General features: G+C 64.8%; 19 protein-coding genes. 7 read left to right on the top strand and 12 right to left on the bottom strand.

Annotated elements, in window-relative coordinates; all coding sequences use genetic code 11:
• Positions 1-167: 167 nt before the first annotated feature.
• The 12 genes from BPRO_RS26440 to BPRO_RS26385 form a co-directional block, all read right to left on the bottom strand.
• Entirely contained in the window at positions 168-1385 is a 1218-nt protein-coding gene (locus BPRO_RS26440) for a CaiB/BaiF CoA transferase family protein (RefSeq protein WP_011486123.1), read from the bottom strand.
• A gap of 8 nt (positions 1386-1393) precedes the next feature.
• Complete coding sequence (locus tag BPRO_RS26435) at positions 1394-2560, bottom strand: acyl-CoA dehydrogenase family protein (RefSeq protein WP_011486122.1); 1167 nt, start codon at positions 2558-2560, stop codon at positions 1394-1396.
• Positions 2561-2574: 14 nt separating this feature from the next.
• A complete protein-coding gene (locus BPRO_RS26430; RefSeq protein ID WP_011486121.1) occupies positions 2575-3378 on the bottom strand; it encodes an enoyl-CoA hydratase/isomerase family protein in 804 nt (267 codons plus the stop codon).
• A 62-nt stretch (positions 3379-3440) separates the two neighbouring features.
• Positions 3441-4298, bottom strand: a complete 858-nt coding sequence (locus BPRO_RS26425) for a MaoC/PaaZ C-terminal domain-containing protein (RefSeq protein WP_011486120.1) — start codon at positions 4296-4298, stop codon at positions 3441-3443.
• 14 nt (positions 4299-4312) lie between these two features.
• Positions 4313-5233, bottom strand: coding sequence for an SDR family oxidoreductase (locus tag BPRO_RS26420; protein ID WP_011486119.1), 921 nt, complete (start codon positions 5231-5233; stop codon positions 4313-4315).
• A 243-nt stretch (positions 5234-5476) separates the two neighbouring features.
• Positions 5477-6805 (bottom strand): DcaP family trimeric outer membrane transporter, encoded by a 1329-nt coding sequence (locus BPRO_RS26415; RefSeq protein WP_049764329.1) that lies wholly within the window; start codon positions 6803-6805, stop codon positions 5477-5479.
• A gap of 288 nt (positions 6806-7093) precedes the next feature.
• Positions 7094-8251, bottom strand: a complete 1158-nt coding sequence (locus BPRO_RS26410) for a thiolase (protein ID WP_011486117.1) — start codon at positions 8249-8251, stop codon at positions 7094-7096.
• On the bottom strand, positions 8248-8655 hold the full coding sequence (locus BPRO_RS26405; RefSeq protein ID WP_011486116.1) for a Zn-ribbon domain-containing OB-fold protein: 408 nt from the start codon (positions 8653-8655) through the stop codon (positions 8248-8250). The genes BPRO_RS26410 and BPRO_RS26405 overlap by 4 nt, the downstream gene beginning before the upstream one ends.
• Positions 8652-9821, bottom strand: coding sequence for an acyl-CoA dehydrogenase family protein (locus tag BPRO_RS26400; RefSeq protein WP_011486115.1), 1170 nt, complete (start codon positions 9819-9821; stop codon positions 8652-8654). The genes BPRO_RS26405 and BPRO_RS26400 overlap by 4 nt, the downstream gene beginning before the upstream one ends.
• Positions 9818-10984 (bottom strand): acyl-CoA dehydrogenase family protein, encoded by a 1167-nt coding sequence (locus BPRO_RS26395; RefSeq protein ID WP_011486114.1) that lies wholly within the window; start codon positions 10982-10984, stop codon positions 9818-9820. Before BPRO_RS26395 ends, BPRO_RS26400 begins: the two co-directional genes overlap by 4 nt.
• A gap of 93 nt (positions 10985-11077) precedes the next feature.
• Positions 11078-12244 carry an acyl-CoA dehydrogenase family protein gene (locus tag BPRO_RS26390; protein ID WP_011486113.1) on the bottom strand — a complete coding sequence of 389 codons (1167 nt, stop codon included), beginning with the start codon at positions 12242-12244 and terminating at the stop codon, positions 11078-11080.
• 19 nt (positions 12245-12263) lie between these two features.
• Positions 12264-14312 carry an NADPH-dependent 2,4-dienoyl-CoA reductase gene (locus BPRO_RS26385; RefSeq protein ID WP_011486112.1) on the bottom strand — a complete coding sequence of 683 codons (2049 nt, stop codon included), beginning with the start codon at positions 14310-14312 and terminating at the stop codon, positions 12264-12266.
• A 156-nt stretch (positions 14313-14468) separates the two neighbouring features.
• Between BPRO_RS26385 and BPRO_RS26380 the strand changes: the two genes are divergently transcribed.
• Genes BPRO_RS26380 through BPRO_RS26350 form a run of 7 tightly spaced genes read left to right on the top strand, consistent with a single transcriptional unit; the run spans position 14469 to position 23454 of the window.
• The gene (locus BPRO_RS26380) at positions 14469-15635 is read left to right on the top strand and encodes an acyl-CoA dehydrogenase family protein (RefSeq protein WP_011486111.1); all 1167 of its coding nucleotides are present in this window, start codon (positions 14469-14471) and stop codon (positions 15633-15635) included.
• A complete protein-coding gene (locus BPRO_RS26375; protein ID WP_011486110.1) occupies positions 15632-16420 on the top strand; it encodes an enoyl-CoA hydratase/isomerase family protein in 789 nt (262 codons plus the stop codon). The genes BPRO_RS26380 and BPRO_RS26375 overlap by 4 nt, the downstream gene beginning before the upstream one ends.
• A gap of 33 nt (positions 16421-16453) precedes the next feature.
• On the top strand, positions 16454-18061 hold the full coding sequence (locus BPRO_RS26370) for an acyl-CoA carboxylase subunit beta (RefSeq protein WP_011486109.1): 1608 nt from the start codon (positions 16454-16456) through the stop codon (positions 18059-18061).
• A gap of 14 nt (positions 18062-18075) precedes the next feature.
• The gene (locus BPRO_RS26365) at positions 18076-20073 is read left to right on the top strand and encodes an acetyl/propionyl/methylcrotonyl-CoA carboxylase subunit alpha (RefSeq protein ID WP_011486108.1); all 1998 of its coding nucleotides are present in this window, start codon (positions 18076-18078) and stop codon (positions 20071-20073) included.
• 18 nt (positions 20074-20091) lie between these two features.
• On the top strand, positions 20092-21045 hold the full coding sequence (locus BPRO_RS26360) for a hydroxymethylglutaryl-CoA lyase (RefSeq protein ID WP_011486107.1): 954 nt from the start codon (positions 20092-20094) through the stop codon (positions 21043-21045).
• The gene (locus BPRO_RS26355; protein WP_041390607.1) at positions 21042-22646 is read left to right on the top strand and encodes a carboxyl transferase domain-containing protein; all 1605 of its coding nucleotides are present in this window, start codon (positions 21042-21044) and stop codon (positions 22644-22646) included. Before BPRO_RS26360 ends, BPRO_RS26355 begins: the two co-directional genes overlap by 4 nt.
• Before the next feature lie 10 nt (positions 22647-22656).
• Positions 22657-23454, top strand: a complete 798-nt coding sequence (locus BPRO_RS26350; RefSeq protein ID WP_011486105.1) for a crotonase/enoyl-CoA hydratase family protein — start codon at positions 22657-22659, stop codon at positions 23452-23454.
• The last annotated feature ends 12 nt before the right edge of the window (positions 23455-23466 follow it).

Raw genomic sequence — 23466 nt, 5'->3', positions numbered from 1 at the left:
TATGGGTACTGATGGTGTTGATCACTGAAGGTGCCTATGACATTTCACGGTTGACTATCTGCCTGTCCGCAGTTTGCCGACTTTTTGTTCTGCATAAAAGATTTTTATCTTACAGCCTAACACTAGTTAGGTATTCGAGGAGTTTCCCCTACTCTGACAGGCAGGGTTCATTCCACAACGTATTCCACGACAGTCCCCCGCGCGATCATTGCGTCAATGGTGGCAGCGCCGTAGCCATGCTCCAGGAGCAGCTCGCGCGTGTGCTGACCAAAGCGCGGCGGCGCGCTGTGGGCGCGCCCCGGTGTGCGCGACAGCTTGACCGGAATGCCGATGCCAGGCACACCCTCCACCTGCACCACCATGTCCCGGTGCAAGGTGTGGGGGTCGGTCAGTACCTGCGGAATGCTCCTGACGGCGCCGGCCGGAATGCCGACGGCCAGCAGGTCACGGCACAGTTGCTCGCCATCGACCTGCAGCAGGTATGCCTCCAGCAGGGTGCGCAGCGCGTCGCGCTCACGGAAGCGGTCGGCGTTGGTGGCAAAGCGCGGCTCATCGGCCATCTCGGGGCATCCGAGGAACGCGCACAGCTTTTTCCATTGTCCGTTGTTGCCGATTCCCAGGAATATCTCGCAGGTCTGGGTGGCAAACTTGTCGTAGGGCACGATGTTGGAATGCGCATTGCCGCTGAGCTGGGGTGTTTGGCCCGATTGCAGCCAGTTGGCGCTTTGCGGGTGCAGCAGCGACACGGCGGTGTCGTACAGCGTGGCCTCGACGAATTGCCCGCGCCCGGAGCGCTGGCGTTCGACCAGCGCCAGCAGCACGCCGATCACCGCCGACAGGCCGGTGGTGATGTCCACTACCGGCACGCCGACCCGCAGCGGGCCGCTGTCGGGTGTGCCGTTGACGCTCATCAGGCCGCCCAGGGCCTGTGCCACCGCGTCGTAGCCCGGTGCGCCGCCCAGCGGCCCATCGGCGCCGAAGCCGCTGACCCGGCAGTGGATCAGGCGCGGAAAGCGTTCGCGCAGCGTCTGCTCATAGCCGATGCCCCAGCGATCCAGCGTGCCGATCTTGAAGTTCTCGATCAGCACGTCGGCATCCGCGAGCATTTTCAGCACGATCTCGCGCCCCTCGGGCCTGGACAAGTCGATCACGATATCGCGTTTGTTGCGGTTCAGGCCGTTGTAGTAGGCGGCGGTGCCGTCCTCGGCAAAGGGCGGGCCCCAGGCGCGGGTTTCGTCGCCGGCGGGTGGCTCGACCTTGATGACGCGCGCACCGTGGTCGGCCAGGATCTGGCCGCTGTACGGCCCGCCGAGCACGCGCGACAGGTCGATCACCTTCAGGCCGGCCAGGGCGCCGAAGGCGGGCAGGGGGGCGTTGGTACTCATGGCGGCTGTTAGTACGAGCGCGGCAGGCCCATCACGTGCTCGGCGATGTGGTTGAGCACCATTTCACGGTTCAGTGGCGCGGTGCGCAGCAGGCGCACCAGGCCGTACAGGTCGTAGATGCCGTATTCCTTGGTGAAACCGTTGCCGCCGAAGCACTGGATCGCGCTGTCGACGGCGTGAATGCCGGCCTCGGCGGCGGCGTACTTGGCCATGTTGGCAAATTCGCCGGCGGGCAGGCCCTGGTCGAAAGCCCAGGCGGCCTTGAGCGCCATCAGCGAGGCCATCTCGATCTCGCTGCGCGCCATGGCCAGCGGATGCTGCACGCCCTGGTAGGCGCCGATGGGGGTGTTGTTGAACACCTTGCGATCATTGGCGTAGTCCACCGCGCGCTTGAGCGCGAAGCGGCCGACGCCGGTGCACAGCCCCGACAGGATGATGCGCTCGGGGTTGAGCGTGTCAAACAAAATGTTGAAGCCCTTGCCGACCTCGCCCAGCACGTCGGCTTCGGTGAGTTCCACATCGTCGAAGAACACCTGCCACTGCGTCTCGGGCACCGGGAAGGCAATCGGAATCAGGGTCTTGCTGATGCCCTTCTTCTTCATGTCGACCATGAAAATGGTGAAGCCTTCGGTTTTCTTCTTCACGTCGGCGCGCGCCGTGGTGCGGGTGACGACCATGGCGTAGTCGGCACAGTTGGCATCGGTGATGAAGACCTTCTGGCCGTTGAGCCGAAAGCCGCCCTTGCCGTCGGACTTGGCGATGCTGGTGATCTCGATCGAATTGGAGCCGGCGTTCGGTTCGGTGATGGCGAAGCAGAACTTGATTTCGCCGGTGCAGCCCCCTGGCAGAAAGCGGCGCTTCATGTCCTCGCTGGCGTGCTTGGCCAGCAGACCCATGGTCATGGTCGGGCCGACCACCAGGTTCAGCAGCGGAATGCCGTTGTTGGCCAGGCCCTCCATGAACAGCAGCATCTCGGTCATGCCCTGACCCGCTCCGCCGTAGGCCTCGGGCACCATGACGCCGAGAAAGCCGTCGTCGGTGATCTGCTGGTACAGCTCGGTCGGCCGTTCGTTCTTCTCAGCGTAGCCGCGCCAGTAGTTGTGGTCGAACTGCTTCGAGATACGGTCGCCGTACTCGTAGATCATTCGCTGTTCCTGGGTCAGGTTGAAATCCATGGGGGGTCCTTTCTTTACAGTTGGGCGGAGGGAAACTTGGGTGCGCGTTTTTCACGCACCGAGGCCACGCCCTCCTTGGCATCTTCACCCAGGAAGCACAGCATTTCCATGGCCAGTGAGCTCTCGAAGATCGGGCGCGCCATGTTCATCCAGCCGTTCAACGAGCGCTTGGTGAAGCGGATCGCCTGCTGGCTGCCGTTGGCCAGCTTATTGGCCACGGCCATCGCCTTGTCCATCAGCTCGGCCCGCGGCACGCACAGGCTGACCAGGCCGATGCGCTCGGCTTCCTTACCGGTGACGAAATCGGCTGTCAGCAGGTAGTACTTGGCCTTGGCCATGCCGCACAGCAGCGGCCACAGGATCGCCGCGTGGTCGCCGGCGGCGACACCGATCTTGACATGGCCGTCAGTAATTTTGGCCTCTTCGGCCATGATGCTGATGTCGGCCAGGAAGGCGACGGCCAGACCGGCACCGACGGCTACACCGTTGATGGCCGAGATGATGGGCTTGTCACAGGCCATCATGTTGTAGACCACGTCCGAAGCCTCCGTCATGGTGTTGGCAATTTCCTTGGGGTTGCCGACCATATTGGCCACCCATTCCAGGTCGCCGCCCGCCGAGAAGGCCTGGTCGCCAGCGCCGGTGATGACCGCCACCTTGGTTTTGGGATCGTCGTTGACAACGCCCCAGACCTTGGTCAGTTCCCAGTGCAGGCGGGCATTGGTGGCGTTCATCACCTCGGGGCGGTTGATGGTGATCAGCAGCACGCCATTGGGTTTGTGGTCGAATTTGAGGAATTGGAAGTCAGCGTAGTTCATTGAGAGGCTCCTTGAAAAAATAGAAAATGAAAATGAAAATGAAAATGAAAGGCAATGGACGGTCAGCGCAGCTCGGCGTGGCCGTTGTTCAGCACGACGATGTCGCGTTCGACGGCGCGGGCGCGAAACGACAAGACCTTGCCGTCGACCCAAAGCTCGGTGCGTATCGTTTCGCCAGGATAAACCGGTGACGAGAAGCGCACGTCAATCGATTGCACGGTGGCCGGGTCGCCGCCGCACACCTGCTTGACGACGGCCCAGCCCGCGATGCCGTAGGTGGCCAGGCCGTGCAGGATGGGCTGCTTGAAACCGGCGGCGCTTGCCACCGCAGGCTCGGCATGCAGGGGGTTGTAGTCGCCCGAGAGCCGGTAGATCAGCGCGGCGCGCGGCTGGGTGGCGAAATCGACACTGTGGTCGGCCGCGCGCGCGGGCAGCTCATGCACGGTTTTGACCGGACCGGCCGGGCCGCCAAAGCCGCCGTCGGCGCGGCAGAAGGTGGTCGAGGTCAACGTGGCCAGCAACTCGCCGCTGGCGGCATCCAGCACCGTGCGCTCGGTGTAGATCAGCGCACCCTTGCCCGGCCCTTTGTCGATGATCTGGCTCACCCGCGTGCGCCCGATCACCTCACCCTCGGGTGGCACCGGCCGGTGCAGCCGCAGGCCCTGTTCGCCATGCACCAGCCGCACCCAATCGACGCCGGTGGCCGGGTCCTTGAGCCACATGCCGGGGTAGCCCAGCACCACGGGCAGCGTGGGCAGCGCCAGCAAATTCTTTTCGTAGACGAAGCGCAGCTCGGTCTCGTCAGTCGGGTCGGCGCCCAGGCCGACGCCCAGCGCATACAACATGGTGTCACGTTGCGTGTAGCGATGGCGCACGTCCTCGAACGGCCACGCCATCAGTTGGTCGTAGTTGATCGCCATGGTGTCGCGCCGCTTTAGACCGGGTCCCAGGAGAACACGATGTTCGAGCTCTCCAGCGGATAGAAGTTCTGCTTCATCGCGGGCAGCACGCGCTCGGCGATGGTCTCGGGCGTCCAGCCCTCGGAAGTGTGCATGCCGCGGATCGGGCGCGATTGGCTCATGAGGAAGATCTCGTTGCCGCGCACGGCAAAGATCTGGGCCGTGACATCGGCCGCGGCATCGCTGGCCAGGAAAGTGGCCATGGGCGCAATCTGCTCGGTGCCGAGTTTTTTCAGCTTTTCCACGCGCGCCTGCTGCTCGGGTGTGTCGGTCGGGATCGCGCCGATCATGCGGCTCCAGGCAAAGGGCGAGATGCAGTTGGAGCGCACGTTGTAGCGCTGCATGTCACCAGCGATGTGGCGTGACATGGCCACGACGCCCAGCTTGGCAGCAGCATAGTTGGCCTGGCCCAGGTTGCCGATCAGACCCGATGTCGAGGTCATGTGCACATAAGCGCCTGATTTTTGCGTTTTGAAGTGCGGCGCGGCCGCGCGCGAGGTGAAGAAGCTGCCGTTCAGGTGCACGTCGATGACGGCGCTCCACTCCTCGGGCGACATGTTGAAGAACAGCCGGTCGCGCAGGATGCCGGCGTTGTTGACTACGACATCAATTTGTCCGAAAGTGTCAACGGCACACTCGATGATGCGATTGGCCGTGGGCCAGGTCGACACGCTGTCGGTGCTGAGCACGGCCTGGCCGCCGGTGGCCTTGATCTCGTTGACGACTTGCTGGCCGTGGCTGGCGTCATTGCCTTCGCCGCCCACCGAGGCGCCGATGTCGTTGACCACCACCTTGGCGCCTTGCGCCGCCATCATCAGCGCGATGTCGCGGCCGATACCCCGGCCCGCGCCAGTGACTACGGCTACTTTGTCTTGCAGCATGATGCCTTTGTTCATGAAATGACTCCTGGTTGTTGATTTGTAATGTCCCGCGTTCTTCAGAGGAGAGCGAACTGATTCGATTCGAAACCCCGGTCTGAATGCGTTGAGGGTGGCGTAAGCGCAGGCCTCTATTTCTCCGAATTGAGCATAAAGTTGCGAAATTTCAAAAAAACATAAGCCTGCAATTGAGGAGAGTTCAGGCGCGTGCTACAGCGCGAGAAGTTCGGTGTAGCACGCGCCCGAAATTGATAACACCGATCAGAACGCGTATTGCGCAGACGCCTGCAGGCGATTCAGATTGCCCGACTGACCGCTTTGGATCTCACGGCGCGCATGGATGTATTCAATCCCCAGATCGGTTTTTGCGACCGGGCTCCAGATCAGGTTCAGGTGCGCCGACTGAGCGTTCTTGAAGAGGCTGCCGTGAGCGGTGGACGGATTGCTCACGCCCAAGCCCGAGAGTGCAACCGTTGAGCGCAAGTTGCTCGTCCAGAAATGACGATACGAGGCAATCGCTCCCCATTGATTTGGCAGATCAAGGTTGCTGTTGGCGTCGAGAATCCCGTCGCGGAAGGCCGTCCCGTTCCCACTGTACCGGCCGATCACGTTGCCGTAGTTCACAGAAAAGCGGAAATCGTCTTTTCCGGTAGTCGGGATGACGCCGTTGAGGCCGATCACGCCACCCCATTTTTGGGTGGTGGCCGCTGGTGCAGCCGGCGAGTCAAGCCGGATCTGGCGCGCCATACCGGTGATCGAATAGCGGCCCTTGGCGGTGTTAAAGTCGATTTTTCCGGTGATATCAGGAATGCGATCATCGTCGGCGCGGAAGCCGACGCCACTGGGTAGCGCCACGATCGACTCTGGATTTTCCAGCGAAACTGACCACTTGCCGCCGGCAAACGCCTGCGTCCAACGGATTTGCGCCTGCCGGACAAACATCTCGCCGACGGGGCCGCCGAAGTCAAGCGTCTCCGGCAGGGCGCCGGGGTCCATGAAGTTGCTCCAGGTCTGCCCGACCAGCAGGCCGCCGAGTGAGCCGAAGGCGTGGCGCAGGCGCAGATTGTGGGAGTTGCTCGCGGATTCATTGCCATCCGTGCCGAACAGGTCGAATTCCAGGAACGTGGACAGGGCGCCCATGGCGGTGGGCGTGTCGGTCTTGATGTTGAATCGGGACTGCCGCGCGTGGAGCGTGAGCTGTTTTTCCTCGTTATCCCCGGTAAGCGGGATCAAGCCCGGGAACAATGCCTGATCGCCCACGCTGTTCGTGCCAGCACTTTTGCTACTGAAAATGGCGTCCCCTTTAACGTAGCCGCCAAAAGTGACCGAGGTGTCAGAGCCGGGCAGCTTGAACGAGCCCGGGGTCGCGCCACCGGTGACGACATTGGCGGGTGCAGGTGGCGCTTTCGCTGCCGCTGCTTGTGTTGCCGCCAACTCGTCGAACTTCTTCTGCAAGGCATCAATCTGTGCCTTCAAGTCCGAAATCGCGTCCGCTCGCGCGGCGGGCGCGATGGCGAGCATGCTGCCGGACAATGCGATGCAGATCGCTGTTTTTACAAATGGGTTGTAGCCGTGATTGATACTTTTCATGATTGTCGCCATTTTTTAAGTTTAGTTATGCGCCGCAGAAGCGGTCGCTCATTGAAATACAAGTGCTCGATCGTTAACCGGGACAGGCACACAGACCGGTGTCGGTAACGACTGTTTTGTTGTGGCAGCGCAATACACAGGAGCGTCAGGACACAGGCCATCGCGATCGTCAATAATTTTTTTCATTTCTGGTTCGTCGCGTCTCCTTCGAAGTCTTGATGCAAAAAGGCTGCTTGATCCGTTAGCACATGAGGTGGGCGCATACGAAATGACGTTGATGTAAAAAAATCAGACTGTGGCAGCCGTGCCCAGCAGGGCCGTCACCTGGCTTGAAAGAACGCCGCCGTTGCCATGGCACAACGCCACCTCCGCACCGGCCACCTGGCGTGCCCCGGCCGCGCCGCGCAGTTGCTGCACCGCCTCGATCAGCAGGAACATGCCATACATGCCGGGGTGGCAGCACGACAGGCCGCCGCCATTGGTATTGACCGGCAGCGCGCCACCCGGCGCGATGCGCCCGTTGCGCACGAAAGCGCCGCCTTCGCCCTTGGCGCAAAAGCCCAGGTCTTCGAGGAACAGCAGCGTGTTGATGGTGAAGGCGTCGTACAACTCCAGCACGTCCACGTCCTTCGGTGCCAGACCGGCCATGGCAAAGGCGCGCGGCCCGGACTCGGCGGCGGCGGTGACCGTCAGGTCGGGCATGGAGCCGATCTGGCGGTGCCAGGTGGCAGCGGCCGCGCCCAGCACATAGACCGGTGGCTTGGGGAAGTCGCGCGCTCGCTCGCTGCGCACCAGCACCAGGGCGCCGCCGCCGTCGGTGACCAGGCAGCAATCGAGCACCGACAGCGGGTCGCTCACCAGGCGCGAAGCCAGCACCTGTTCGATGCTGAGCGGATCGCGCGCATGGGCCAGCGGATTGAGCTGCGCCCATTGGCGCGCCGCCACCGCGATGTGGGCCAGGTCCTCGCGCGTGGTGCCGTACTGGTGCATGTGGCGCGCTGCCGCCAGCGCGTAGCTGGAGATCGGGTAGCGCGGCTCGTAGGGCGCCTCGTACAAGGGCGTTTCGGCCATCGACTTGAGCTTGCCGAAGCCCGAGCCCTGGTTGCTGCCGTAGCAAATGAGCGCCACTTCGCACTGGCCGGTGTGCAGCGCCATGGCGGCGGTGAGCAGGTGGCCCACATAAGACGAGCCGCCGACCATCGTGGCTTCGCAGAACTTGGGATGGATGCCCAGATATTCGGCCACCGATAAACCTGCGAGGAAGTGGTAGGACGAGCCGGTGAACAGGCCATCGACATCGGACAGCTTCAAGCCGGCATCGGCCAGCGCGCCGTGCACCGCTTCGCCCAAAATTTCGAGCGCGCTGCGACCGGGGGCCATGGGCACGCCGCCCAGGCTGGCGCCTACGATGGCGGCCGCGCCGCGCAGGGCAGAGGTGGTGCTCATGGTGTGGCGCCCTCGGGGATGAAGACCAGCAACTTGCCCTTGGCAGGATCGTCGATCACGCGCGCCTGCACGCGCATGCCGATGTGCACCTGGTCGGGCGCAATGCCATCGATGCGCGACATCAGCCGCGGCCCTTCGGCCAGGTCCACCAGCGCCACGTTGTAGTCGCCGCCGGCCTGTGGCTTGCGGCGCACCGTGGTGCTGGAATAGACGCTGCCGATCCCGCTGGGTTCAACCCAGTCGAGCTGGGCCGAGCCGCAATGGGTGCACAGCGCGCGCGGATAAAACACATGCTGGCCGCAGGCGCTGCAACGCTGGATCTGAAAGCGGCCCTGCGCCAGCGCCTGCGCGAACTGCGCGTCCGGGCCGGGGCCGGCGAAGGGCTGGTCGCGGCCGATGCTCATGACGGCAGCTTCAGCACGCTGGCCGCCAGGATGTTGCGCTGCACTTCGTTGCTGCCGCCATAGATGGTGGCCGGGCGCGCGTTGTAGAAGGTGGTCAGCGCATCGGTCTTGCCGCCCGGCAGGGCGGTGGAGCCGGGCGTGCCGCCACTCGAGCCCATGACATCGACCAGCAGGTCGGCCAGGCGCGAATAGGTTTCGGTGGCGAACAGCTTGAGCATGGAGACATCGGGGCCGAGCGTTTCGCCGCGTTTGACCTGCTCGATGAATCGGCCATAGAGCGCGCCCAGGTCGGCCACGTCCAGCGCCAGTTTGGTGTAGCGGTCCACGAAGCCGGTGTCTTCGAACAGGCCGAGCCGCTGCCCCGCTTCCCGCACGCGCGCCAGCGCGTACTGGCTTTGCTTGGGACTGCCCAGGAAGATGCGCTCGAAGCCGAGCAGCGCCTTGGCGATGGTCCAGCCCTTGTTGAGCTCGCCCACGATGCTGGTGCGCGGCACGCGCACGTTTTCCAGGAAGACCTCGCAGAAGTCCTCGCTGCCAGCGATGTTGCGAATGGGGCGCACCGTGATGCCCGGCGTTGTCATGTCGGCCAGCAGGAAGCTGATGCCCTCCTGCTTCTTGGCCGATTTGTCGGTGCGCACCAGCAGGAAGATGTGGGTGGCGTCCTGCGCCAGCGTGGTCCAGGTCTTTTGTCCGTTGACGATGAAGTCGTCGCCGTCGACCACTGCTTCGGTGCGCAGGCTGGCCAGGTCGGAGCCCGAATTGGGTTCGGAGTAACCCTGGCACCAGATGTGCTCACCAGCAATGATCTTGGGCAGATAGTAGGCGCGCTGCGCCTCGTTGCCGTGGTTGATCAGCAGCGGGCCGACCATGGTGATGCCCATGTCGGGCGCGCGCGCGACACCCCAGCGCTCCTGCTCTTCAATGAAGATGATGAGTTTCTCGGGCGAGAGTCCCATGCCGCCGTACTGCGTGGGCCAGCTCGGCGCGACCCAGCCTTTTTCCGAAAGCTTCAGGTACCACGGTCCGATTTCGGACCAGCGCAGGCGCCGCTGCGGGTAGCGCCATTCGCCGGGGAAGTGTTTCTCAAAAAATTCGCGCACGGTGGCGCGAAAGCTGGCGTTATCGAGCGCATTCCAGTCGGTGGTGGTTGCGGCGGTGGTGTTCATGCGTGCTCCTGCTCGGTGGCGTTTTGGGTGAGGTCGGCGTAGCGGCGGCGCTGCTGGCTGCCGTTGCCCAGCCAGGCGGCCAGCACCAGGGCGCGCTGCAGGTACAGGCCAAGGTCGTATTCATCGGTGACGCCAATGGCGCCGTGCAGTTGCACCGCTTCGCGCGCCACTTGCAAGCCGGCGTCGGAGGCGCGTGACTTGACGCGGCTGGCCATGGCCGAGCGCGCGCTGGCGTCGCTGTCCGGACTGTCGAGCAGGGCCAGGGCCTGGGTCACGATGCTGGCGGTCAGCTCCTGCTGGAGCAGCAGGTCGACGGCGCGGTGCTGCAGCGACTGGAAAGTGCCAATCGGCTTGCCGAACTGGACCCGCGTGCGCAGGTAGTCCTGCGTCATGGACAGCATGCCGCGCACCAGGGCCAGCAGTTCGACGCTGGTCGATACCAGGGTTTCATCGTAGGCGCGGGTCAGGGCGGCGACGGCATTGGGCCCTTCGGCCAGCAGGTGGCTGGCGGGCAGGCGAACGTTGTTGAAGTCGAGCTGGGCGGCATAGCTGCCGTCGGCCAGCGGCTGGCTGGTCACGGTCAGGTCGGCCGTGTCGGCGGGCACCCACACCAGGGCCAGACCTCCCGGCCCCGTGGCGCTGACGATGTAGCCGTCGGCGCCGGCGCCGGGGCGCACATGGCGCTTGCTGCCATTCAACAGCAGGGCGTCGGCCTGGCGTTCCAGCCGGGTGGCCGCCTGATCCGTCCGGTCTTTGGCGCCGGTGATGTCTTCCTGCCAGGCCACGGCGGGCAGGGTGCGGCCTTCAGCCATCTCGGTGAGCAGGCGCGTGGCCAGGTCTGAGGGGACGGCATGGGCCAGCAGGCGGCCCGCGAAGACCAGCACCGGCACCACGGGTTCGGGCGCGACCTGGGTGGCCAGGGCGGCGACCACCTCGGCCATCTCGGCGAAGCCTTGCTCGTAGCCGCCCATTTTTTCGGACACCAGCAGCCCGGTCCAGCCCTGCTCGGCCAGAGCGGCCCAGAACTGGCGATCAAAGCCGGGCGTTTGCTGACGCAGGGCGCGGGCGCGATGGAGTGGGGATGCTTTGGCGGCAAAACTCAGTGCGCTTTCGCGCAGCAGGGTCAGTTGTTCAGCGCGTTCGCTGTCGTGGGTGGTGGTCATGATGGGGTGGGTGCTGTCATGGGTTAAAGGAGGGTATTGACGAGGGCATTGCTGGCCTCAGCGGGAAGTAAATCGGTCGTGGGTTCGTGAGTGTCAATAGGATTTTGGCAGGCCCAGCACCTTCTCGGCGATGAAACACAGGATGAGTTGCGGGCTGATCGGCGCGACGCGCGGGATCATCATTTCGCGCAGGTAACGCTCGACGTGGTATTCCTTGGCGTAGCCATAGCCGCCGAGCGTGGCCATGGCGCGCTGGCAGGCGTTGAAACCGGCCTCGGCCGCCATGTACTTGGCGGCATTGGCATCGGCGCCGCAGGGCAGGCCGTTGTCGTATTTCCAGGCCGCGCGCATCGCCATCATCTCGGCGGCCTCCAGTTCCATCCACGATTCCGCCAGCGGATGCTGGATGGCCTGGTTCTTGCCAATGGGGCGGTCAAAGACCACGCGCTCGCTGGCGTACTTGACGGCCACCTCCAGCGCCTTGCGGCCCAGGCCGATCGCTTCACCAGCGATCAGCACCCGCTCCGGGTTCATGCCATGCAGGATGTACTCAAAGCCACGGCCCTCGTCGCCGATGCGGTCCTCCACCGGCACCCGCAGGCCGTCGATGAAGAGTTCGTTCGAGTCGACTGCTTTGCGCCCCATCTTCTCGATTTCGCGCACCTGCACAAAACGGCGGTCGAGGTCGGTGTAGAACAGACTCAGGCCGAAGGTCGGTTTCTGGCAGTCCTCAATTGGCGTGGTGCGCGCCAAAATCAGCATCTTTTCGGCCACCTGGGCGGTCGAGATCCAGACCTTCTGGCCGGACAGCACATAGTGGTCGCCGACCCGTTCGGCGCGGGTTTTCAAGCGGGTGGTGTTCAGGCCGGTGTTGGGCTCGGTGACGGCGAAGCAGGCCTTTTCGCGGCCCGCGATCAGTGGCGGCAGCATGCGGCATTTCTGCGCTTCGGTGCCAAACGCGGCGACCGGCTGCAGGCCGAAAATGTTCATGTGCACGGCCGATGCGCCCGACAGTCCGGCACCCGACTGCGAGATGGCCTGCATCATCACGGTGGCTTCACTGATGCCCAGTCCGCCGCCGCCATACTCCTGCGGCAGGCAAATGCCGAGCCAGCCGCCGTCAGCCAGGGCGCGGTGCAGCTCGTGCGGAAAGCCGCCAACCTTGTCGCGTTCGAGCCAGTAGCTGTCGTCGAAGCGGGCGCAGATTTTGCCGATGGCTTCGCGGATGGTTTCGTGTTCCGGGTTGGGGGTGAAATCCATGGGGGGTGTTCCAGTGGGGTCAGAGGGCCAAACCGAGGCGTGTGCCCTGGTCAATGGCGCGCAGGGCGTCGAGTTCGGCGGCCAGATCGGCGCCGCCGATGATCTCGGGTGCGAGGCCGAGCGCGCGCAATTCGGCAGCCAGCGTGTTCTCGCTGTCCTGGCCGGCGCACAGGACGATGGTGTCCACCACCAATGTTTGCGGCACGCCGTTGACGCTCAGGTGCAGACCGGTGTCGTCGATGCGTTCGTAGGTGCAGCCCGAAAGCGTGCGCAGGCCGCGCCGCGCCAGTTCGGCCTTGAGTGCCCAGCCGGTGCTCATGCCCAAGGTACGGCCGGGTTTCTCAAGTTTGCGCTGCAGCAAAGTGACTTCGCGCGCTGCGCTGACCGGCTGCGCCGGTTTGAGGCCGCCTGCGGCTGTGGGCGAGGTGTCGACCCCCCATTCGGCCTGAAACTGAGCGACCGTCTGCGGCCGGGCGGCATCGGCCGGGGATTCGTGCAGCAGAAACGTCGCCACGTCGAAGCCGATGCCGCCGGCGCCGATCACGGCCACCTTATGGCCGGCTTGCACCCGGTCCGACAGCAGGTCGGCATAACTCACCACCTTGGGGTGGGGGATGCCCGGAATTTGCGGCAGGCGCGGGCGCACGCCGGTGGCGACCACGATGCGGTCGTAGTGGCCGGCAGCGAGCGATGGGGCATCCGCCCGTGTGTCCAGCTTGAGCGTCACGCCGTGCCGCGCCACGCCTTGTTTGAAATAGCGCAGCAGCTCGTTGAACTCCTGTTTGCCCGGCACGGCACGGGCCAGGTTCAACTGGCCGCCGATCTCGGGCCCGGCCTCGAACAGGGTGACGGCGTGGCCGCGCTCGGCAGCGCTCAGTGCGCAGGCCAGCCCGGCCGCGCCGGCGCCGATCACCGCCACCTTGCGCCGCGCCGCCGGTGGCGGCATGAGCGAAAACTCCAGTTCGCGCCCGGCGCGTGGATTGACCAGGCAGGTGGCAGGCCGGTCGGCGAAGATGTAGTCGAGACAGGCCTGGTTGCAGGCGATGCAGGTGTTGATCTCGTTGGCGCGGCCCTCGGCCGCCTTGCGCACGAAGTCGGCATCGGCCAGGAAAGGGCGCGCCATCGACACCATGTCGGCATCGCCACTGGCCAGGATTTCTTCGGCCAGATCGGGCGTGTTGATGCGGTTGGAGACGATGACGGGAATCGTCACCGCTTTTTTGATGCGGGCCGCCGCAAAGCGCCAGGCGGCGCGCGGCACCACGTAGGCAATGGTCGGGATGCGTGCTTCGTGCCAGCCGATGCCGGTGTTGAGGATGTCGGCGCCAGCAGCCTGCACCGCCTGCGCGAGCTGGATGATTTCAGCGGCCGGGGCGCCACCTTCGACCAGATCGAGCGCCGATACCCGGAACATCAGCAAAAACTCTGGGCCCAGGCGTTCGCGTGTGCGCTGCACGATTTCTACCGGCAGGCGATGGCGATTCTCCATGCTGCCGCCAAATTCGTCGCTGCGGTTGTTGGTGCGCGTGACGGTGAACTGGTTGAGCAGGTAACCCTCCGAGCCCATGATCTCGACGCCATCGAAGCCAGCGCGCTGGGCGAGCTCGGCGCAGCGCACATAGTCCTCAATCGTTTGCCAGACTTCGGCCGTGCTCAAGGCACGCGGCGCGCGCGGGTTAATCGGAGAAGGGATGTCGGAGGCGCCGACCGGCCTGGCGACTTTTGCGTAGCGGCCGGTGTGCAGGATTTGCAGAATGATCTTGCCGCCTTCGGCATGCACTGCCTGTGGGATCGGTTTGAGCGCATCGGCCTGTTCCGGCGTGACGAGCAAGGGACCCGTTTCATCCAGCAGGCCATCCTGGCAAGGGGCATAGCCGCCCGTGACGATCAGGCCGACGCCACCGCGCGCCCGCTCGGCATAAAACAGGGAGAGCCGGTCGATGGAGCGGTCCAGCGACTCCAGGCGTGTGTGCATCGAGCCCATCAGCGTCCGGTTGCCAAGGGTGTGCGCGCCGACCTTCAGGGGAGACAGCAGTCGTGGAAAAGGGGCCATGGGCTCGTGGGGCATTCAGAAATTCTCCAGCATATCTAACTAACAACTGTTTGGTGCTATATTACATGGAGTCGCCTGATTTTGCAATCGGCGCTTACCTCAATTCTCATAGGGTTGACGGTAGGGTCGGCGGCGGCGGTTTCGGCAACAGTCAACTAGGAGCTACTAGCGATGATTTTCGACGATGATCAAATTGCGCTGCGTGACGTGGCGCGCCGCTTTGCCCGAGAGAAACTCAGGCCCGATTACCAGAAACGCGAATCGGAGCCGGGCATTGACCGGGCGCTGTTCAGGGAAATGGGCTCACTCGGTCTGATCGGTGTCGATCTGCCTGAGGAATATGGCGGCATGGGCCTGAGCGGTGTCACGGCCGGTATCATTACCGAGGAAATTGCCTACGGCGACTTCAACGTCAGCTATATGCAGCTGCTCAGTTCGCTGATGGGCGCCATCATCCATGCCAATGCGTCCCCCGAGCTGGCGCGCACCTGGAACAGCCGGATCGTGGCGGGCGAGGCCATCGTTGCGCTGGGTTTGACCGAACCGCGCGGTGGCTCGGATGCCGCCAATCTGCAACTCAAGGCGCGTCGCGTTGGCGACGAGTACATCCTTTCGGGTGAGAAGACATCGATCACCTTTGCCGACCAGGCCGACGCCATGGTGCTGTTCGCGCGCACCGGCAAGCCCGAGGAGGGTGCGCGTGGCATCAGTGCCTTTCTGGTGGATCTGAACCAGCCCGGCGTGCAACGCACGCGATTCAACGACGTGGGCAGCAAAATCATCGGTCGTGGCTCGGTGTTTTTCGACGACGTGCGGGTGCCGGTCGCCAACCGGCTGGGCGCGGAGGGCAAAGGCTTCACGCAGGTGATGCAGGGCTTTGACTTCAGCCGCATCCTGATCGCGCTGCAGTGTGTGGCCGCCGCGCAGGCCTCGATCGACGAAACCTGGGAGTACGTGAAGGAACGCCAGACTTTTGGCGCGCCGCTGGCGCAGTACCAGGGCGTGAGTTTTCCGATTGTTGAATTCGAGACCCTGATTGCCGCCTGCCGCCAGCTTTGCTACCACGGCCTGGCCTTGCGCGACGCCGGCCAGCCGCACACTGCGGAAGCGGCCATGGTCAAGTGGATGGGGCCCAAAACCGCTTTCGACGCGATCCACCAGTGCCTGCTGACGTTTGGTCACTATGGCTGGTCAATGGATCTGCCGCACCAGCAGCGCCTGCGCGACGTGATGGGCCTGGAAATCGGCGACGGCACGGCGCAAATCATGAAACTGATCGTTGCGCGCGAGCGCGTGGGCCGCGCGGCGGTGCAATATGCGAAGGAGAACAAATCATGAGCCAGACATCTTCCTTGGTGGTCAGCCGTGAAGGCGCCGTTGGCATCATCGAGCTGGCGCGACCCGAAAAATTCAACTGCCTGTCGATGTCCGTTCATGCGGGCATCGAGGCCGCCATCGACGGGTTCGAGAAACCCGATTCCGGTGTGCGCGCCATTCTGATCCGGGCGCAAGGCAAGCATTTTTGCACCGGCGCTGATCTCGATGAGGTGAAGTCGCTGCGTGGCGATCCGGCCAGCCTCAAACACTTCATCGGCTATGGCCACAGCGTGCTCAAGCGCCTGGAGCACAGCGATCTGCCAGTGGTGGCGGCCTGTCAGGGTCTGACCCTGGCCGGGGGCAGCGAACTGATGCTGGCCTGCGACATCATTTTTGCTGCCAAGGATGCGCGCTTTGGCGACCAGCACGCCCAGTTCGGTTTGATTCCCGGCTGGGGCGGCAGCCAGCGCATGCCTCGCATCGTCGGCCTGCGACGTGGTCTGGATCTGTTCTTCTCGGCCCGCTGGATCGATGCCGACACGGCCGAGCAGTGGGGGCTGGTGAACTATGTGGTCGAGCCTGGCAAGCTGCATGAGGAAGCCCTGGCGTACTGCACCAAGCTCGCCACGCGCAGCCGCATTGGCATGGCGACCATGAAACACCTTGCGCGTCAGGGCATGGAGGGTTCGTCGGAGGTCGGCCTCCAACTTGAGGAAGACCTGGCCAGTGCCGCCCTGCTTGATGACGACGTCAGTGAAGGCCTGGCGGCCTTCGAAGCGCGCCGCGCACCGGTGTTCAAGCCCTGAACACTTTCCTTACGAACTGATGCAAGAGCGCATATGACCATCCTCACCTCACGCGTGTCGACTTCCGACGACGAATTCCGACTCAACCGCGAAGCCTATGAGGCCGTGATCGCGGACCTGCAAAAGCGCCGTCAATTGGCGCTGGCCGGTGGGCCACCCAAAGCGCGGGAAAAACACCTGGCGCGCAACAAGATCCTGCCGCGGCATCGTGTCGAAGTGCTGCTCGATCCGGGTTCGCCTTTCCTGGAGGTCGGCATGCTGGCCGGCGAAGGCATGTACGACGGCGTGCCGCCGGGCGCCAGCATCATCACCGGCATCGGCCTGGTGCAGGGCCGCCCGTGCATGATCATCGCCAACGACGCCACCGTGAAGGGCGGCACCTACTACGGCATGACCTGCAAGAAGCATGTGCGGGCGCAGCAGATTGCCTGGGCACACCGCTTGCCCTGCATCACGCTGGTGGACAGTGGTGGCGCCTTCCTGCCGGAAATGGCCCACATCTTTCCCGACGTGGGGCAGTTCGGCAGCATTTTCAACAACCAGGTTCGCATGTCGGCCGAAGGCATCCAGCAGATTGCCGTGGTGATGGGCCCCTGCACGGCGGGTGGCGCCTACATCCCGGCGCTGTGCGATGAGGCGGTGATCGTCAAGGAGCAGGGCTATATGTACCTCGGCGGTCCCGAGCTGACCTTTGCCGCCACCGGCGAGACGGTCGATGCCGAAGCGCTGGGCGGCGCCAAGATGCACTGCAGTGTCAGCGGCGTCACTGATCACATCGCCGAAGATGACCGCCACGCCCTGGCCATCACGCGTGAAATCGTACGGGACCTGGGTGAGCAGCCCAAGCCGCGCTGGACGCGCCAGCCGTCGGTGCCGCCACGCTTCGACCCGCGCGAGATTTACGGCATCATCAGCCGCGACACCAAGATTCCGACTGACACGCGCGAGATTCTGGCGCGCTTTGTCGACGACAGCCGGTTCCAGGAATTCAAGCCGATGTATGGCGACACCCTGCTGACCGGCTTTGCGCGCATCCATGGCCACGAGGTCGGCATCCTGGCCAATCAGGGCGTGCTGTTCCCGGATAGCGCGATGAAGGCGGCGCACTTCATCGATCTGTGCTGCCAGCGTGACATCCCGCTGCTGTTCATGGCCGACGTGACCGGCTTCATGGTCGGGCGCGCCGCCGAGCAGGCAGGCATTGCCAAAGCCGGGGCCAAGATGATCACAGCGATGGCCTCGGCCAACGTGCCCAAGTACACCATCATCATGGGCGCCTCTTACGGCGCCGGCTACCTGGCGATGTGCGGCCGCCCGTTCAACCCGACTGCGATGTTCGCCTGGCCGACCGGCCGCGCGGCCATCATGGGCCCGGATCAGGCCGCCACCGTGATGGCGCTGGTGCGCAAGCAGATCAACAAGACCGAGGGCAAAGAGTGGACGCCCGAGGAAGAAGAGGCATTCAAAGCCCCGGTACGCAAAATTTACGAAGATTTCCAGCCCGCCACGAACTTCTCTTCGAATTTGTGGGTGGACGGCATCATCGATCCGGTGGAAACCCGCGACGCCATGGGGCTGCTGCTCGACCTCGCCTCCCGCACCGCCGCCAAGCCGACGCCGTTCGGCATTTTCCGCTTTTAATCAGGACGCCCGCCATGCTTAAGAAAGTCCTCATTGCCAACCGCGGCGAGATCGCCTGCCGCATCGCCCGCACCTGCCGCAAGCTCGGCCTGGAAGTGGCGACCGTGCATTCCAGTGCCGACCGGTTTGCCCGCCATGTGCGCGAGATCGGTGAATCGGTCGAGCTCGGGGGCGCCGCGCCGAGCGAGAGTTACCTCAATATCGACGCCATTATCGCGGCGGCCAAGCGCGTCGGCGCCGACGCCGTGCATCCGGGTTATGGCTTTGTCTCGGAAAACGCGGCTTTTGTGCGCGCGCTCGACGCGGCCGGGCTCACCTTCATTGGCCCCACGGCCGACACCATTGAGCGCATCGGCGGCAAAGCTAGCGCCAAGCGGGAGGCAGCACGCCTGGGCGTGCCGGTCATTCCCGGCAGCGAAGGCGGCATGACCGACCCGACCGAGGTGTTGCGCCTGGTGCGCGGCATGACGCTGCCGGTGCTGCTCAAGGCGGTGGCCGGCGGCGGCGGCCGTGGCATGGCGGTGGTCGAGACGCTGGAGGGGCTGGAAGGGCGCATTGAAAGTGCCATGCGCGAGGCTGAAAAATCTTTCGGCAATGGCGAGCTGATCGTCGAGCGGTATCTGCCGCAGGTGCGCCATCTGGAAGTGCAGGTGGCCGGTGATGGCCAGGGCCACGCCATTCACCTGTTCGAGCGTGAATGCACCTTGCAGCGCCGCCATCAGAAAGTGATCGAAGAGGCGCCGTCCAGCGGTCTCAGCCCCAAACTGCGCGCCGCCATCCTGGCCGATGCGGTGAAGCTGGCCGCCGGCGTGAACTACCGTGGCCTGGGCACGGTGGAGTTCGTTGTCACCGGGGGGGAGCATTACTTCCTGGAGGTCAATCCGCGCCTGCAGGTCGAGCACCCGGTGACCGAAGAAGTGACTGGCCTCGATCTGGTGGAGTTGCAACTGCACATTGCCGCCACCGGCAATTTGCCGCTGGCGCAGGCCGATGTGCATTGCACCGGCCACGCCTTCGAGGCCAGGCTGTGCGCGGAAGACGCCGATGCCGGTTTCCTGCCTGCCACCGGGCGGCTGCAGGTGGTCGATTTTTCACGCGCGGGCGTGCGCATCGAGTCCGGGGTGGACAGTGGCGACGAAATCTCGCCGCACTACGATTCGATGATCGCCAAGCTCATCGCGCATGCGAGCGACCGCGACTCGGCGCGCCGGGCGCTGGTGGCCGGATTGCGAGAGAGCACGGTGATCGGGCTGGTGACCAACCTGGAATTCCTGCATGAACTGCTGGAGTGGCCGGAAACCCGCGACGCCAGTTTCCACACCCGCCTGATCGATGAACGCCATGCACAGCGCGGCGTGGTGGCTCCCGCCGCGCCGCCGATCGAGCACCTGGCCGCCGCCGCCCTGCACTGGCTGGCGCAGCAGCGCGCCGGGTGGTCCGCGCTGGGCTGCTGGACCCTGTGGGACGGCTTCACTGGTTGGCGCCTGAGCAGTGGGCCAATTCAGGCCGCGCCCCAGCCGGCCCTGGTGTTGAAGGCGGGCGTGGCCGAGTGGCCGGTGCGGTTTTCGAGGCGCGACGCCCAGGGCGCTTGCACCCTGGTCATTGGCGAGCAGGAAGTGAACGCCTCGCTGCAGCCGCTCGCGGCCGGGCGCTCCCTGTTGCATTGCGACGGGCGGGCGCTGGAGCTGACGATCCGGGGCGATGCGCGGCAGGTCGAGCTCTCCAGTGCGCTGGGCAGCGGCGTGTTCACGGCGCAACCCTATCTGGGGGGCGCTGCCGGTGACGCCGCCGCCAGCGGGCAACTGGGCGCGCCGATGATGGGCAAGGTGGTCGCGGTCAAGGCTGCGGTCGGCGAGACCGTCGCCCTCGGCCAGACAGTGATCGTGCTTGAATCGATGAAGATGGAATTGCACGTCACGGCGCCGTTCGAAGGCAGCCTGAGCAGCCTGCGCTGCCGGGTCGGCGACATGGTCGAGCGCCACCAGATGCTGGCCGAAGTCAGCCCCTCCTGATGGAAAGAGAAGTCAGCAATGAGCAAATTACCTACCTCCGTCGAGTTCCATGAGGAAGGGCCGCGCGAGGGCTTCCAGATGGAGCCGAAAACCTATTCGCTGGCGGATCGAGCCGCGCTGATTGATGCTTTGGCGGCATCGGGTCTGAAGCAGATCCAGGTGGCGTCCTTCGTCAGTCCGCGCGCGGTGCCGCAGATGGCAGACACCGCCGAGCTGTTTGCCGCCATCGCCAAGCGTCCCGGCACCCGCTACACGGCGCTCTGGCTCAACGACAACGGTTTCGATCGGGCGCGCGCCTGCGAACAGGTGGACCTGGACGGCAAGCTGATGTTCTACACCACCGAGCCGTTTTCGCAGCGCAACAACAACTGCAGCGTGGCCGGGATGCGCGAACGCCAGCTCGGCTGGCTGGACCGCTACGTCGCCCTGGGCATTCCGGTGGAGAAGGCCTACGTCATTACAGCCTTTGGCTGCAATCTCGGTGGCGCCGTGCCGCTGTCGATGGTCACCGATCAGGTGCGCTGGCTGGTCGATGCCTGCGCCGACCGGGGTGTCGCGCTGCCGGCGGTGTACCTGGCCGATACCATGGGCTGGGCAAATCCCGAGGAGATCAAGCGCCGCATCGGCGCGGTGCGCGAGATCGTTCCGGATGCCAGCATTGGATTGCACCTACACGACACGCGCGGTGTCGGCGGCGCTAACATCTATGCCGCCCTGCAGATGGGCGTGCGGCTGTTCGACAGTTCGGTCGCGGGTCTGGGCGGCTGTCCGTTCGCGGGCCACCAGCACGGCGGCGCAGCCGGCAATATCTGCACCGAAGACATGGTGTTCATGTGCCAGGAACTGGGGATTGAGACCGGGATCGACCTGGAGGCGCTGATCGAGGCGGCGCGGTTGGCCGAACGCATTATCGGCCGCACCCTGTCGGGCCATGTGATGCACAGCGGCTCGCTCGCTGCAATGAAAGGATGACACAGATGACACCACTTGAAAGCCGTATCGACATCCGCAGCGATGCCTACCACCAGGCGCTGGCGCACGGCCGCACCCAGGTCGAGACCTTGCGCACACGCCTGTCCGGGGTGGCCACCGGCGGGCGTGACGCGCATATCCAGCGCCATCGCGCGCGCGGCAAGCTGCTGGTGCGCGAGCGCATCGACTTCATCGTTGATGACGGCAGCGCCTTTCTGGAGCTCTCGCCGCTGGCGGCCTGGGATCAGTACGGCAACGAGGTGCCGGGCGCGGGCATCGTCACCGGCGTCGGCATGGTGGCCGGGCGGCCCTGCATGTTCATTGCCAACGATGCCACCGTCAAGGGCGGCTCGTTCTTCCATGAAACCGTCAAGAAACACATCCGGGCGCAGGAAATTGCCGAGCGCCTGCGGCTTCCCTGCCTGTACCTGGTGGACTGCGGTGGCGCCTTCCTGCCGGAGCAGGACCGCGTATTCCCCGACAAGGACCACTTTGGCAACAGCTTTCACCGCCAGTGCCGCATGTCGCAGGCCGGCCTGCCGCAGCTTTCGGCCGTGTTTGGCGGCTGCACGGCGGGCGGCGCCTATATCCCCGCGCTGTCCGACGAGGTGGTGATGGTGCGCGGCAATGCGCGCATCCACCTGGGTGGCCCGTCCATCGTCAAGATTGCCATCAACGAGGTGGTCGATGGCGAAACCCTCGGTGGCGCCGAGATGCACAGCCGCGTGTCCGGTGTCAGCGACCACCTGGCCGAGGACGAGCGCCAGGCACTGGCCATGCTGCGCCAGATCGTGGCCAGCCTGCCGCCCGAGCCGTCCATGGTGCCGCCGCTGCCGCCCAGCCCGCCGCGCCATAACCCGGTCGAGCTCAACGGCATTGTGCCGGCTGATCCCAAGCAACCCTACGACGCCCGCGAGATCATTGCGCGTCTGCTCGACGGCAGCGCCTTCCATGAATTCAAGCCGCTGTGGGGCGAGACGCTGGTGACCGGCTTTGGCGCGATCCACGGCCAGCCGGTGGCCATCCTCGCCAACAACGGCGCGCTGCTGGCCGAGTCGGCCCTGAAGGGCGCGCATTTCATCGAGTTGGCCAACCAGCGCGGCGTGCCGCTGCTGTTCTTGCAGAACATCCCCGGCTTCATGGTCGGCACCGAGGCCGAGCGCGGTGGCATTGCCAAGCACAGCGCCAAGATGGTGTACGCCATGGCCTGTGCGCGCGTGCCCAAGCTGACGCTGGTGGTCGGCGGCTCTTACGGCGCCGGCAACTACGGCATGTGCGGCCGCGGCTTCGAGCCCGAGTTCCTGTTTGCCTGGCCCAGCGCCAAGGTGGCCACCATGAGCGCCGACATCGCCAGCAACGTGATGGTCGAGCTGGCGCGCTCCAACCTGCGCGGCCCGGCCGACGAGGCGCGGCTGTTGGATACCGAACGCAAGGTGCGTGAGCAGTACGCACGCCAGAGCGACCCTTATTACGCCACCTCCCGCTTGTGGGACGACGGCCTGATCGAACCCGCCGCCTCGCGCGACGTGCTGGGCCTGGCGCTGACGCTGGCGGCGCGCCGTGAGCTGCCGAAAACCGCCACCCCTGTTTACCGCATGTAAGAGAACCACCATGAACACACCCACCTACGAGACCCTGCAACTGGCCGTCGACGCGCGCGGCGTGGCTCGCCTCACGCTCAACCGCCCCGACACCCACAACGCGCTCAACGCCACCCTGATCAGCGAGCTGCGTCGTGCCGTCGATTGGCTGGCCTCAGCGCCGGGCGTGCGCGCGGTGGTGCTCACCGGCACCGGCAAGACCTTTTGCGCCGGCGGCGACCTGGGCTGGATGCAGGACAACATGAAGAAGAGCCGGGCCGAACGCGTCAGCGAGAGCGGCGATCTGGCGCTGATGCTGCGCGCCCTGAACGAGCTGCCGATGCCCGTCATTGGCCGCATCAACGGCCCCGCGTATGGCGGCGGCGTCGGCATGATCTCGGTCTGTGACATCACGATCGCGGTCGATACCGGCATCTACTCGCTGACCGAGGTGCGCCTGGGCCTGCTGCCGGCCAATATCGCGCCCTACGTGGTGGCGCGCATGGGTGAAGCCAACGCCCGGCGCACCTTCCTGACGGCGCGCCGCATGAGCGCGGCCGAGGCGCAGCGCCTGGGCCTGCTCTCTGAAGTGGTGGCGGCGGATCAGCTCGACGCTGCCGTCGAGCGCGAACTCGCTGATCTGCTGCAGTGCGCGCCCGGCGCGGTGACCGCCACCAAGAAACTGGTGGCCTATGTGCATACGCACGATCTGCCCACCAACATGATCTACACCGCCGACAAGCTGGCTGATGCCTGGGAAACCGAGGAAGGACGCGACGGCATCGCCGCCTTCTTCGGCAAGCGCCTGCCGGCGTGGCGCCAGGCCTGAGGTCGAACGCAA

The organism is Polaromonas sp. JS666 (genome assembly GCF_000013865.1).
In the GTDB taxonomy this organism is placed as follows: Bacteria; Pseudomonadota; Gammaproteobacteria; order Burkholderiales; family Burkholderiaceae_C; genus Polaromonas.
Note: the sequence above shows the minus strand (reverse complement) of the source record. Positions and strands in the feature narration are given on the sequence as shown.